Here is a 13,881-nt window from a genome sequence, read left to right as displayed (position 1 = left end):
AACATTTAGACAGCTTCATATTTGCATCAGCGGTTTGTCATTGAGAAAAGGATATTGTCTTGGCGCAACTCGTTCATCGCCACGCCGGGGGCGCGGTCTAGATCCAAGGCGACAATCCTGATTTGGGCGCCGTTTTTGCCAAGGGCGTGGGTGCTGACTTCGTGCAACTCCCTGCCTTTCAAGGCTGCAAAACGTGCCATTTCGTTGCCAGAGCTCAGGTCCAGGATCTCGGCAGTCTCTTGAAGATACTGCGCTTTGAAATCAATGGCCTTCTTGGTTGCGTCGTTGCGATTGCTGAAATCGCTCAGCGTTTCGATCTTGTACAATCCGTCTTCATCAAAGCGGTACGTGACCGTGTAGGTTTCGGTGGACGCCACGATCGTGTTTTCATCCAACACTGTGGCGTGTACCAAGTGCTTGGTTTTCAGGAACTCAGCGACCGTTTCGGCGCTTGTTCCGAATTCCTGGTTCAAAAACGTTTGAGCAATGAGGGTGGTGAGCGGCATAAATGCCGCAAGGATGGTGAAGAACTTTTTCATAGACAAACGATTTAGGTACAACACTAAATTACGACTTTCGAAATATCCCTCAAAGGGAATATCCCCATTCTCAACGTATGCGTTAGGGCAAGCGCCATTTTGCATGCAATTGGGCCTCTTTTGGCACTGACTATGAACCTCAGCCGTATGGGAGAGGTGAAAATAAATTTACTGCCGCGAAAGATAAACCACGACATGTCCTGCCAATACATGACATCAATTGGAGGGGCCTGCTCATGCATGAAACCCGCATTTTCGGGCCTGTGCAAATCTTTTTCGAATTTTTTCAAGACTTTCGGGGGCATCACCTAACTTTGAAGTCCATAAGTACACTCCTTTCAATGGGTAAATTGACAAAGTATATTTTCGTCACAGGCGGTGTGACATCGTCCCTTGGAAAGGGGATTATTTCAGCTTCATTGGCCAAATTGCTGCAAGAGCGCGGCTACTCGGTCACCATTCAGAAGTTTGATCCCTACATCAACATTGATCCGGGCACGCTCAATCCTTATGAGCATGGCGAGGTTTATGTGACCGATGACGGGGCAGAAACCGATCTGGACCTCGGGCACTATGAGCGATTCCTCAATACGCCCACCTCGCAAAGCAACAACGTGACCACCGGCCGCATTTATGAAACGGTGATCAAAAGGGAGCGAATGGGGGAGTACCACGGTAAAACCGTGCAGGTGATTCCGCATATCACAGATGAAATCAAACGCCGGATGCGCCTTTTGGGCGAAACGGGCAATTTTGATGTCGTCATCACCGAGATTGGCGGAACCGTCGGCGACATTGAAAGCCTGCCTTATATAGAGGCGGTGCGGCAGATGCGCTATGACATGAAAAATAGTGACAGCATGGTGATCCATCTCACGCTGATTCCTATTTGAGCGCTGCGGGCGAATTGAAAACCAAGCCGACCCAACACAGCGTCAAGATGCTGCTTGAGTCGGGGTACAGCCTGACGTGCTTGTGTGTAGAAAGAACACAAACTCAGCCGCGAACTGCGAGCCAAAATCGCCCTCTTTTGCAACATCCCGCAAAATGGGGTGATTGAAAGCATGGACGCAGAGACCATCTACGAGGTCCCGCTGCTCATGCGCAAAGAGAAATTGATGAAGTGGTTTTGAAGCGGCTCAAGCTCAAACCCGGAACCTACCCCGAACTCGAGAAGTGGAAGGCATTCGTCGGAAGGCTCAAAAATCCGATCGACGAAGTCAACATTGGCTTGATCGGGAAATATGTGGAATTGAAGGACGCCTACAAGTCGATCGCCGAGGCTTTTGTGCATGGTGGTGCTGAAAATGAGGTTAAAGTGAATGTCAAATGGATCCATTCCGAAGACATCAATGAAACCAATGCCGCAAGAATGCTCAAGAAGTTGGTCGGCATCCTGGTCGCCCCAGGTTTTGGCGAACGCGGAATAGAAGGTAAAATCGAAGCCGTTAAATTCGCCAGGAAAATAAAGTGCCCTTTTTCGGGATTTGCCTTGGAATGCAAGTCGCGGTCATTGAGTTTGGCAGGAATGTCCTCCATTTGAAGGATTGCCACACTTCCGAAGTCAAACCCAAATGCGCCAATCCGGTGATCTATCTGATGGAGGCGCAGAAAAGGTCCAACAAATGGGAGGGACGATGCGTTTGGGTTCCCTGAATGCGAACTGACGAAAGACAGTTTGGCAATCAAGGCCTATAAAAAGCCGTTGATCGTCGAGCGCCATCGCCACCGGTATGAATTCAACAATAGCTACCTGAAGCAATACGAAGCTGCGGGAATCCGTGTCGCGGGCACCAATCCCAAGACTGGGCTCGTGGAGATCGTGGAGCTCGCATCACATCCTTATTATGTGGCCGTGCAATTCCACCCTGAACTCAAGTCGACGGTGGAAAATCCGCATCCGTTGTTTGTTTCGTTTATCAAGGCGGCACTTGCCTACAAAACTCGGATGAAGCCGCTCGAAAGCTCCGCGGATTGAATCGGATCCTGAATTTCGCGCATTTGCAATTCCGAAAATTGAACTATTTTTGCCTCCTATTTTCAAAGATATCATTGCTCAATCCAAATAAATGGATAGGAACACCATCATTGGTCTGATACTGATCGCGGGCATCGTGCTCACTTGGACCTTCTTTTTTAGCTCCGACGGCGAGCAGAAGCCGCTTCCACAGCCAAAATCTCCTACGGAAACGTCAGCAACGGGTGCAAGTTCGGCAGACACTGCCGCCGGAACTGTCGCTGCAGTACCCATGGGTATGGACACTGCAGCATTCAATGCATTGAGCGACAGCGCCAAAGACGCTGCCATTGCAACTGAAAAATCACGTGAACACGGCGTATTTGCCAATCTGTATGAAGGCGAGGACAAAGTATTTGAGGTCGAGACCGACAAGTACAAAATCGGAATTCACACCAAGGGTGGTCGCATTGGCGCCTTGCAACTCAAGGAATTCCAAACTGCTGACAGCATGATTCTTCCCATTCAAACCGACAGGGAATTTAACGGGCTCTCCGTGAATTTCATGCAGGCTGCGAATGTAAAATACCCCAATGTGTCGACGAGTGACCTTTATTTCACACCGACATCGACCACAACGAAGCTGGTCGTGACGGGTGACAGCAAGGATTCGATCTCGTTCAGGGCTGCCGTCGATGAGACACATTTCATTGAATACGTTTACGTTTTTAAAGGGAATGCCTACGACTATGGCTTGAGAATCAAGCAGTCGGGCATGGAAACGATTGCCCAGAAAAAGCAAATGTCGGTCAACTGGCAGGCAGAAATTCCTAAGACTGAAAAGACCATGGAGTTGATGCGCGAGAAAACCTCCCTGTTTTACCGCGAATCGGGATCCGTGGAGGATCTAGGTGCCACTTCGCAGCCCGAAGCACCTGTTGAGGCTGAGAACCGCGTGGACTGGATCGCATTCCACAGTCAGTTTTTTACGCATACGCTGATGACAGAAAAGGATGGAGGAAGCTTGGACAATGCCAAGGTATTCCATGCCAATCCTATTCCGCCAGATCCAGCCAATGAAAATTCCGGTGACGTTGTCAAATTGATGAATGCCCAATTTGACATTCCGATTGCCACAATCCCCAATGGTTCCGTCAACTTTCAATTCTATGCCGGCCCGCTGGACTTCAAGATCTTGAAGACCTATGACCGGGACATGATCAAGCAGATTGCCCTCGGCTGGGGTCCGCTTCAGTATGTGAACCGCTGGCTGACGATTCCGATCTTCAACTTTCTGGAAGGCTTTATCGGCAGCTACGGGTTGATCATTTTGCTCTTGGGTCTGATCATCAAGACATTGATCTATCCTTTGACGTATCGCACCTACATTTCCACGGCCAAAATGCGCGTTGTCAACAACACGCCCGAAGTCAAGGAATTGGACTTGAAATTCAAGGATGATCCAACCAAGCTTCAGCAGGCCAAAATGGCCATCTATCGAAAGTATGGCGTAAGTATGTTTGGGGGCTGTTGGCCGATGCTGGTACAGTATCCGTTTTTGATCGCACTCTTCTTCTTTTTCCCGAATGCGATTGAGTTGCGTCAACAGTCCTTCCTTTGGGCGCCTGACCTTTCCACCTACGATTCAATTTGGGACCTGGGATTCAATATCCCGATGTATGGCGATCACGTGAGCTTGTTTACACTCCTCATGACGGCCTCCATCTTTGGATACACGATCATCAACCAACGGATGCAGCCGCAACAGACGGCCAATCCAGTGATGAAATGGTTTCCCTACATCATGCCGATCTTCCTTTTGGCCTTTTTGAACCGCTATTCAGCCGGTTTGAGCTGGTACTATTTCCTTTCCAACTTGATCTCGATCAGTCAGACGATCATCACAAAGTATTTTGTGAGTGACGAGAAACTGATGGACAGTTTGCGCGAAAAGGCCAAGAAAATTGAAGCCGATCCCAACAAGAAAAAGGGAACGTTGGAACGTTGGGCCGCTAAGCAACAGGAAAAGCAGCGTGACATTGCAGCTTCACGTGCCGAAGGTCGTGGCGAAGGTAAATCACAAGGTGCCAAGACGACTCCGCCCAAAAAGCGCCGTTAAAACTTGGCAGGGGATTTGTACCCCTAATCGCATAAAAAACCCTCTGAAATCCGATGAAAGCTATTTCGAAAACGTTTTTTCTGCTGGCGATTTGCATGATGCTCATGGCAGCCTGCAAAACCAAGACTGGCGGAAGCCCCAAGGTGGCTAGCGATTTTTCCCTGGAGATACAGCATACAGGTTGCCGTGGCAACTGCCCTGCTTACAACATCACGGTGGATGCCAAAGGCAATGCGACCTACAACGGTCGTCGTGCAGTGGAGATGATGGGAAACTACAAGAAAACACTGGACGCCAAAACTGTTGAGGCATTGAGCCAATCGATCATCGATGCCCATTTTTGGGACTTTGAAGAAGAATACGGCGGTGAAGTTGCCGACATTCCTGGTGTTGTGACGATTGTGACGATCGATGGAAAAACCAAACGCGTCAACGACATCCGCAATGCACCAAAGGAATTGAAAGAGCTGGAAGCCAAACTCGAAGCCTTGATCGGCACCGAGGGCTGGAATAAAGCGGAATAGTCAGATTAAGAATTAAATCAGAAATGAGAAATGGACCTTCGGGGCATTTCTCATTTTTTCACTTGACCAATTGCTTCGCAATTGACTTCGCTGAACTTCGTTTCTCATTTCTCATTTCTCATTTCTCGGTTTTTCCGTAATTTGAGCCTATGAATTGGAAACGAAACATTTTGCTGCTGCTCACCGCGTCGATGCTGCTGGGCATAGTCTCCTCCTGCGCCGGGGATCCGCGCAAAAACTGCAACCACCCGCAACATGGTTCCTACATGCGGGAGCAACAAAAAAAGCGGACAGGTTTCTGATCTTTTGGATCGGTTTTTGCCATCTGATTCGAAAAAAGATTGCCATGAAATTGAAAATCAACTTTTACAGCCTCGCGATTGCATTTGCCTTCGTATTGGTATTTGCATCCTGTAACCGTGAGCGCCAACAATGGGATGGTGAGCTCACTTCCACGATTGACAACAATTTCGCGGACAGTGAATTTAACGCGATCCGGAATTTGGTCGACACGGAAGGCACTACCCGTGGACAGCACGATTTACGGAAGACCACTGGAACGGATGGCGTTTTCTGTCCTACATCGGTGGCCTCGGTGACGATTACGAGCCCCACCACCGCCGAATTAACCATTGATTTTGGAACAGGCAGCAACTGTCTCGATGGGCGGTTGCGCACAGGCATGTTGCACGCCTCCTTCAACGGAAAATGGAAAGATGCAGGGAGCACGGTCGTGATTACGCCACAATGCTACACGGTAGCGGGTTATGGATTCTCGTTCACTGCCACCACAACGGTCAATGGCCGTGATGCCAATAACAAATTGAGTTGGACCGACGTTTCCAATGCCGTGCTTACGCATCCGACGCAAGGCACGATCCGCTGGCAAGGAACGCGCACCACAACCTGGATCGAAGGTGAAGGGAGCTTCAACGCGAGTAATTATGTGTATGAGGTGACCGGGTCCGCCACGGGAACCGCCCGTAACGGCTTGACGTTTGTGTCGCAGGTGGAGCAACCTCTGCGCGTTGAGCTTTCTTGTCAGCACGTTGTGGGTGGTGTTTGGAGTGTCACGCCCCAAGGCCGTGAAAAACGCACGATCGACTATGGCAATACGGGTTGCGACAATCAAGCAATCCTTACCGTGGGCACGTATTCGACGGTGCTGACCCTGCCTTGATCGCTTAATTGGCGTCTCTTCGCAATGAAAGAAAGCGGATAAATCCTCCCTCAAGGCGGGATTTATCCGCTTTCTTGCGATCTGCTATTTGGATTGGGAGATTGCACAGACTGCCAATTCGACGACGGACATGCCGAATTTTCCGCTAACTTTGCGCTGTTCAAAGCACAAAAAACAGCATTTTCATGGATACAGGAATTCTGCACTCGCATACCCTCGTAGTTTCGCTTTACCTCTTGCAGCTGCTCATTCGGGTAGTTTTGATGGCTGCGGCAAGCAAAGAGGCCTTGGCAAAGTACACCAAAGCAATGCGCATTCCGCATATCGTACTGGCCACCTTGATGTTGGGCACTGGCATTTTCCTGATGGTCAGGCAGGCACAGGGCGTAGATGGGATTCAACCGTACGTCTGGGTAAAATTTGCCTTGGTATTGGCTTCGATTCCGCTGGGCGTGGTAGGCAGCAAGCGCAACAGCGTAGCGCTTACGGGTTTTGCCTTTGTGGTTTTGGCCGGCTGTATGGCTTTGGCCTATGCAAAGCCAGAAGCACTTCGTAGTGTGGCCACGAAAGCAATTGACACGGAAAGGCGGGTGTGGACATGGAAAAGTGAAAGCTGGTCAACCGCTGTATGAAAATACTGCGTACTCTGCCATGGCAGCGACGGCGCTGCTGGAATCCAAGGGCCAAAAACCTCCAAGTCTCGGTATTGGTTGATGCAGACATCCTCTCGATCATTAAGAATGGCAAAGGCATGATGCCGGTCACCCTGATCTCAACGATGCGCAGGTCGAGCAAGTCAAGGAATATGTGAAATACTTGCGCAAATAATCGGATTCGGTACGGACTTTGTTCTTAAGCTCGTGAATAGAATACGAAGATGAAAATTTCCAAATACTTCCTGTTGGCCGCCTTCGGCATGTTTTCGTTGGGATTGAATGCAAGTGGGCCTGAAGGGAAACCCAAGCCCGCTTCGCCTCCAGACAAAATGAAGACGCTGACCGTGGCGTTTTACAACATGGAAAACTCTTGACACCGAAGACGATCCTGCCATCAACGACGAAGAATTCCTGCCTGCCGGAAACCAATCAGTGGACCAATGAACGGTATAAGAAGAAGCTTGGCAACATGGCCAAGGCCATTTCCCAGCTTGGAAATCCCGATGGGCCTGATGTCCTCGGTATGTGCGAAGTCGAAAACCGTAAAGTGCTCGAAGATCTTGCTGCAACGGCTGCCCTCAAAAAGAAGGGCTATGGTATCGTTCACACCAATTCGCCAGATCAGCGCGGCATCGATTGTGCATTGATTTACAAGACGAAGCGTTTTGTACCGTTGTATTCGAAGGCCTATCCGGTACTTTTTCCTGAGAACAAGGACCTTGCAACCCGCGATATCCTGTTGGTGAAAGGCATTTTGGACAAAAAGCATGACGTGACATTCATCGTCAACCATTGGCCATCGCGTCGGGACGGGGATAAGGAATCTTCCTGGAAACGCGAACGCGCTGCCCAGACTTTGCGCACGGTTGTAGACTCGATTTTCAATCTCGACCCCTTGGCCAATCTGGTCATGATGGGCGATTTTAACGACGAGCCGGCAGACATGAGCATGAACAAAACGCTGCGGGCAGGCCGGGATTCGATTGAAGCCTGCGCAACCTTCCTCTACAACTGCATGGCGCCAATCAAGGCTGAAGGTCGTGGGACACTCAAATTCAAGGGTGGATGGAATCTCTTTGATCAAATGATCGTCAGCACGGCGATGATTACCAACAAGTCGTTGGTGCATTACCAAAAAGGATCCGCCAATATTTACAATCCCGAGTGGATGCGCCAAACGGACGAAGGCGACTGGAAAGACGCCCCGAAACGTACGTTTATCGGCAAGCGCTATGTGGAAGATGGCTTCTCTGATCACTTTCCGGTTTACATTACCCTCGAATATTGATGGCATTGAAACCCAGTCAATTGCTGCTGCTGAGCCTGTTTTTCCTGCTCACTTTGGTAACGGCCGGCTGCAAAATTCCTCAGGAACCTACTTTTCAAGGGATTTCCAAGTTCAGCGTGAATGGGAGATCCGAAGAAAACGGGCAGACATTTTCGCTTGGGCTGGACCTTCACAATCCGAATCCTTTCAAGCTGAAGATGTTGGCGTATGACCTCGAGCTGTACATGAACGGTAGCAAGCTAGGGGAGGCGCACAATCGAGGCAAACAGGTTTTGGTCAAGTCCAGCACCACAACGATCTTTTTTGATGTGCAGACAAGTGCCAAACAAGTGATCAGTGGCATATTTGGGGCGCTATCGCGTGTCGTAAAAGGCGAAACCTCTACATTGGTACGCGTGCAGGGTACCGTGCTGGCGCAGGCGCATGGCATCCGGAAACAGGTGCCGGTGACCTTTGAGAAGCGCTTCGAATTGAATGATTGGTAGAAAGTCAGTATTCGGATTCCTGGCACTGGAATTTGAAGGACCTTCTGTTACTTGACATTTCCAAATTCCCTCAGGAATCCGCAAATTTGGGCCTGATGAAAGCTAGCCCCACGGTTTCGATTCGAGATTTGCTGATCATTGGTGGCTTGGCTTTGGTCTGCTTCCTGCCTTTTTTGAATGCGGCCCCACTTTTTGACTGGGACGAAATCAATTTTGCTGAATCGGCCCGTGAAATGCTGGTCACCGGCAACTATTTCCAAGTTCAGATCAATTTCGAGCCCTTCTGGGAAAAACCGCCATTGTTCATCTGGATGCAGGTCCTATCGATGAAGGTCTTTGGCGTCAATGCCTTCGCTGCCCGTTTCCCGAATGTCGTCGTGGGTGCCATCACTTTGATGTGTCTGTATGCGCAAGGCAGCCGCCTTCGCGGACGGAGGTTCGGCCTGATTGCCACAGCCTTCTACTTCATCAGCCTGCTGCCGTTTCTCTATTTCAAATCGGGAATCATCGACCCGATGTTCAATTTGTTGATATTCTTGGGCTTGATGCAAATCGTTCATTTTGAACGCGCATCGGTCGGGGAGAAGCCTGCAACGGCACCGCTCTGGGCTGGATTCTGGATCGGACTGGCAACCTTGACCAAAGGGCCTGTAGCCTTGCTCGTAACGATATTGGTTTATTTTACTTGGAAGCTGATCTGGGACCGCAAGAATATCGCATGGATGGCCTTGCTGAAGTTTACAGGCATCTATCTGTTGGTCATCCTGAGCTGGTTTGGCAGCATTGTCCTTTTTTCCGAGGATGGCTTGGAGACCGTGCGCAAATTCATTGTGTACCAAGCCGAATTGTTTTCGCAAGCAGTTGCGGGCCACGAACAACCGTTTTTCTATCATTTTCTCGTCTTTCTCGTGGGATGTTTTCCGATGTCGGCCTTTGCATTCCGTGGAATGGGAATGAAAAATCTGGAAGGCGGCGATCGGTTAATGCGGAATATGATGACCGTATGGTTTTGGGTAATTCTAGTTCTGTTCACGATCGTACGAACCAAAATCGTGCATTATTCCAGCATGCTGTATTTCCCGGGCACCTTTTTGGCGGCCTATTATGTGGACCGGCTGTGGAGCGAAGCGCGAAGGCTACGTTGGGATACCACCGCGATCTATTTGCTTGGATTCGTGGTGTTTGGTGTGGCCACACTGAGTATTGGCTTGATTGTCGGGAACATCGACTGGCTTCGGGCGCATGCCACGAATACCTTCATGGAGGCCGCACTCGGTGCCGAGGTCCTGTGGACCGGATGGGAGTTTCTGCCGGGCCTGATTTTTGTGCTGACTGGCATCATTGGGTTTTACTTTCTGTTCAAGTCACGTTATCGCGCCTTTTTTGTCACCTTCATGATTGGTATTCCGTTGTTTATGAACGGATTGAATGCCTTGGTACTGCCGCGTATTGCAGATTATTCGCAGAATACTGCCATCCGGTTTTTTGAGGAAAAGGCTCAGGAGGATGCCTATATCATGGTCGAAGGATACAAATCCTACGCCCACTACTTCTATGGAAAGGCCAAGCCAACGACGATTCCACCGGATTCGCTGGGGAAATGGCTTGCAGGAGGTCCAATCGACAAGCCGGTCTACCTCGTAACCCGCATCGACAAGGCAACCGCAGAATTTGAAGGATGGTTTGGTTTTTTCAAACGATTTGAGACCAAAAACGGATTCGTCTTTTACAAACGGGAAGTCCCCGCAAAGCCATGATCGAAACGCATTTCTTCTCCACCTATCTGCTGCCGATCGTATTGGGCGTGATCATGTTTGGCATGGGAACGTCCTTGACGTTCGCAGATTTCCGGAACATCTTGGTCAAGCCCGCCGGTGTCATTGCCGGATTGGTTTGTCAATTGGTCTTGTTGCCGATGATTGCGATTGCCATTGCCGCGGTAAGCGGTTTGCGTCCCGAGCATCAAGTCGGATTGGTACTTGTCGCGGCATGTCCGGGGGGAGCCATCGCCAATCTGCTGAGTTACATGCTCAAAGGAAGCGTAGCATTGTCTGTTTCTTTTACTGCGGTGAACAGCCTGATCACGATCTTCACCATTCCTTTGGTCGTTAATTTGGCGCTTGACATCTTCATGGGGACCAATTCGGCCCTCGTCTTACCGGTCTGGGATACGGTGATTCAGATTCTATTGATCACGGTGATCCCGGTGATCATCGGGATATGGATGAAGCAAGCTTGGCCCAAAACGACCGACGGAATGCAGCGGTATTTCAAACTGGGAATGCCGATATTGCTGGCCATCGCCATGATTGCAGCAATTTTTGTAGAGAAAAAGGACGTCAAGGTGGAAGCCTCCGAATTGTTGGAGGTTTTTCCATGGGCATTGGGATTGAACATCCTGGCGATGTTTTCCGGTTGGGCTACGGCGGGCATCCTCCGATTGGGGAAACCTGCACAGATAACCCTCGGACTTGAAGTGGGGCTTCACAACAGCGGATTGGCGATTGCCGTTGCGACGAGTTCGATGATGCTGAACAATCCGACGCTGGCGGTTCCGGCTTCGACATTCGCCCTTTTCAGCTTCTTCACCGCGGTTCTTTTTGGAATCATTGTCGCTGGAAAGACGCTGAGCATCAAGGAAATGTTTGGAATCAAAGGTCACGGGCATTGATGGAGCGGTTGAAAACATATTGCCTGAAGCATCAGCGATGGATCCTCTGGCTTGCATTTCCCTTGCTGAGCCTTGCCATGCATTCTTTTCTTTTTGACCTGCCACTTCAGGGCATTCATGCTTGGCGGCAATGCGAAACGGCAAGTAACATTGTGCAGTTCGCAGAGGGTGATGCCAATATTCTGAACCCGCATGTTTACAGCCTGGAATGGGAGGGAGGGCTCAAGCGAATGGAATTCCCGGTGATGCAATGGGCAATTGGAATGGCTATCCGCGTGTTTGGGGACCATGTCTGGGTAATGCGGATTTTCAGCTGGCTGATCGGGTTCTTGACCGTTATCGGATTTTATAAGCTGATTTTCAGCCTATTCAAGGACAAATTTCTTGCCTTGGCAGGAGCTTGGTGCTGGATGTTTTCCCCGGTGATTTTCTACTATTCCATCAATCCGCTGCCAGACAATCTCTCCTTGATGGCTGCGGTTTGGGGCGTCGTTTGGTATCTCGAATGGCACAACCATTCCAAAGCTTGGGCCTTGTTGCTCAGCTTCGCCTTCATTTCCTTGGCGACGGCGACCAAATTACCCTTTGTGGTCTTCTCGGCCTTGCCTTTCGGAGGATTGTTGGCGGCGTTGTACCGGGAGCGCGCAAGGAACATTGTCAAAGTGGCGTTATTGACCATCGCTGGCGCAATTTTACTGGCGCCAGCCCTTTACTGGTATGCCTGGGTGATTCCACAATGGACAGGAAATGGCGTCGTCAAAGGGATTCTGGATTCGACGGCAGAAGACATTCCCTTGATTGTGAAGTCCATCGGTAAGAATATCCTTTCCATTCTCCCGGAATTGCTGGTCAATTATGCGGCGGTTCCCTTTCTGCTGGTCGGGATGGTTCAAATTTACAAACGACGGCTCTACCGTCATCCCTTGGCATTTCCCTTTGGGCTGCTTGCCCTAGGCGTAGGTGCCTATTTCATTTTTGAGATCAACATGATCACCAGTGTCCATGATTATTACCTTTTTCCGTTCCTTCCCGGAATTTTCATCCTGATTATCATCGGATTACGGTACTTTTCTTCCTTCAAAACCGAATGGGTGAAACTGCTCGCAATTGTACTTTTAGCGATTTTGCCTGTAACGGCAGGCTTGCGCGCCTACGGGAGATGGAGCGAAAAGGGCATGCCGGTCGGGCTGCTGAAAAACATCGAAGTATTAAAAAACGCGAGTCCGGCAAATGCACGGATTATCTTCGGGAATGATCTCAGTCCCCACATTTCGTTGTTTCACTTGCGGCATTTTGGCTGGACCTTCGACGTCTCCAATTTTGATCCCGTGAAGTTTGAAGATTGGATTCAAAAGGACGCCAAGTTCTTATACAGCAATTCGCGTGAACATGAAACCAATGCAGTGATTCAACCGCATCTCGACGTATTGATCGGTGAATGGGACGGAATCCGGGTTTGGAAGCTGAAGTAGGTAAGAACCTCGCATCCTCCTTATTATCCAAAGCTTACCCCTTGCGACCGTTAAAGACGCGGAGAATAACTCGTTTCGACTTTACCACATCCCCCCACTGACAGCGGAGAGATCCAACCGACCTTCAAACTTGCAGCGAACTTTTGCTTAGGTCGGACTCAGCCAAAACCACCGACGCGTCAGGTGAACAGGCTTCACCCATTGTCCAGGCCTGCGATTTCGGGAGCTTTTTGGTTTCCCATTCGGCAGCAGCACAAGCTGGAGCCCCCACCTGTCCTAGTGTCCCGTGATGGGCTTAGAGGGAGGAGGCCAAAGGCCTACACTCCCGGCCACCCCGCTCAACAAGCCAAACTAGATGCAGCTCTTTGCAACGCTCAGCTTGAACCATTATATGATCACCTTGAGAGTGCAAATCGGGAGGCCATGATCAGACCCGGAAAGTTGAGCAGATTCGTCGATGACGATTTCCATTTTCTTGCCGAGGTTGTAGCTTTCGTACCAGGCCTCGTAGCGCTCGTTCAAGCGGCGCAGATAGTCCAAACGAATCGAGTCTTCATATTCCCGGCCGCGGCGCTGAATTTGATCGACCAAGGTCGGAATCGATCCGCGCAGATAGATCAACAAGTCGGGTGGGGGAATGAGTTCGTTGAGATTGTCAAACAGGGACTTGTAGGATTCGTAGTCGCGCTTGGCCATCAAGCCCATCGCATGCAGGTTGGGAGCAAAAATTTGTGCGTCCTCGTAAATCGTACGGTCTTGCACCACATTTTTTCCTTCCTTCCGGATGTCAATGATCTTCTTGAACCTGGCATTCAGAAAATAAATCTGAAGATTAAACGACCATCGCTGCATGTCTTGGTAGAAGTCAAAAAGATATGGGTTGCTATCAGCATCCTCATACTGCGGCTCAAAGCCCAGATACTTAGATAGTTGTGTAGCAAGCGTGGTCTTACCAGAACCAATGTTGCCAGCGATGGCGATGTGCATAGA

Annotated in this window: 14 protein-coding genes and 1 pseudogene; 13 read left to right on the top strand and 2 right to left on the bottom strand. The window is 49.9% G+C overall.

Annotated features, from left to right (window positions below):
- Positions 1–26 precede the first annotated feature (26 nt).
- Positions 27–539 (bottom strand): hypothetical protein, encoded by a 513-nt coding sequence (locus tag IPN95_03520; GenBank protein MBK9448484.1) that lies wholly within the window; start codon positions 537–539, stop codon positions 27–29.
- A gap of 341 nt (positions 540–880) precedes the next feature.
- On the opposite strand from IPN95_03520, the pseudogene IPN95_03515 reads away from it, so the two are divergent.
- From IPN95_03515 to IPN95_03455, 13 genes and pseudogenes are all read left to right on the top strand, one after another.
- A pseudogene (locus IPN95_03515) lies at positions 881–2,517 on the top strand (CTP synthase).
- Between the two features lie 91 nt (positions 2,518–2,608).
- Positions 2,609–4,615: a membrane protein insertase YidC gene (gene yidC, locus IPN95_03510; GenBank protein MBK9448483.1), complete on the top strand. Its 2,007-nt coding sequence runs from the start codon at positions 2,609–2,611 to the stop codon at positions 4,613–4,615.
- Between the two features lie 53 nt (positions 4,616–4,668).
- Complete coding sequence (locus IPN95_03505; protein ID MBK9448482.1) at positions 4,669–5,139, top strand: hypothetical protein; 471 nt, start codon at positions 4,669–4,671, stop codon at positions 5,137–5,139.
- A gap of 149 nt (positions 5,140–5,288) precedes the next feature.
- Positions 5,289–5,441, top strand: a complete 153-nt coding sequence (locus tag IPN95_03500; protein ID MBK9448481.1) for a hypothetical protein — start codon at positions 5,289–5,291, stop codon at positions 5,439–5,441.
- Between the two features lie 44 nt (positions 5,442–5,485).
- Positions 5,486–6,319, top strand: coding sequence for a hypothetical protein (locus IPN95_03495; protein ID MBK9448480.1), 834 nt, complete (start codon positions 5,486–5,488; stop codon positions 6,317–6,319).
- 185 nt (positions 6,320–6,504) lie between these two features.
- Positions 6,505–6,951 carry a SirB2 family protein gene (locus IPN95_03490; GenBank protein MBK9448479.1) on the top strand — a complete coding sequence of 149 codons (447 nt, stop codon included), beginning with the start codon at positions 6,505–6,507 and terminating at the stop codon, positions 6,949–6,951.
- Complete coding sequence (locus IPN95_03485; protein MBK9448478.1) at positions 6,948–7,130, top strand: hypothetical protein; 183 nt, start codon at positions 6,948–6,950, stop codon at positions 7,128–7,130. Before IPN95_03490 ends, IPN95_03485 begins: the two co-directional genes overlap by 4 nt.
- A gap of 66 nt (positions 7,131–7,196) precedes the next feature.
- Entirely contained in the window at positions 7,197–7,349 is a 153-nt protein-coding gene (locus IPN95_03480; protein ID MBK9448477.1) for a hypothetical protein, read from the top strand.
- Positions 7,346–8,263, top strand: coding sequence for an endonuclease/exonuclease/phosphatase family protein (locus IPN95_03475; protein MBK9448476.1), 918 nt, complete (start codon positions 7,346–7,348; stop codon positions 8,261–8,263). Before IPN95_03480 ends, IPN95_03475 begins: the two co-directional genes overlap by 4 nt.
- Entirely contained in the window at positions 8,263–8,748 is a 486-nt protein-coding gene (locus IPN95_03470) for an LEA type 2 family protein (protein MBK9448475.1), read from the top strand. The genes IPN95_03475 and IPN95_03470 overlap by 1 nt, the downstream gene beginning before the upstream one ends.
- A 95-nt stretch (positions 8,749–8,843) precedes the next feature.
- A complete protein-coding gene (locus tag IPN95_03465) occupies positions 8,844–10,505 on the top strand; it encodes a glycosyltransferase family 39 protein (GenBank protein MBK9448474.1) in 1,662 nt (553 codons plus the stop codon).
- On the top strand, positions 10,502–11,419 hold the full coding sequence (locus tag IPN95_03460) for a bile acid:sodium symporter family protein (protein ID MBK9448473.1): 918 nt from the start codon (positions 10,502–10,504) through the stop codon (positions 11,417–11,419). The genes IPN95_03465 and IPN95_03460 overlap by 4 nt, the downstream gene beginning before the upstream one ends.
- Complete coding sequence (locus IPN95_03455; GenBank protein ID MBK9448472.1) at positions 11,419–12,891, top strand: glycosyltransferase family 39 protein; 1,473 nt, start codon at positions 11,419–11,421, stop codon at positions 12,889–12,891. Before IPN95_03460 ends, IPN95_03455 begins: the two co-directional genes overlap by 1 nt.
- 387 nt (positions 12,892–13,278) lie before the next feature.
- Here IPN95_03455 and IPN95_03450 read toward each other — a convergent pair whose 3' ends face one another.
- Positions 13,279–13,878, bottom strand: coding sequence for a deoxynucleoside kinase (locus IPN95_03450; GenBank protein ID MBK9448471.1), 600 nt, complete (start codon positions 13,876–13,878; stop codon positions 13,279–13,281).
- Positions 13,879–13,881 lie beyond the last annotated feature (3 nt).

The sequence above is a fragment of the Bacteroidota bacterium genome, assembly GCA_016718825.1.
Taxonomy (GTDB): Bacteria; Bacteroidota; Bacteroidia; order J057; family JADKCL01; genus JADKCL01.
The sequence above is the reverse complement of the archived record's forward strand: the minus strand, read 5'-3'. Positions and strand labels throughout refer to the sequence as shown.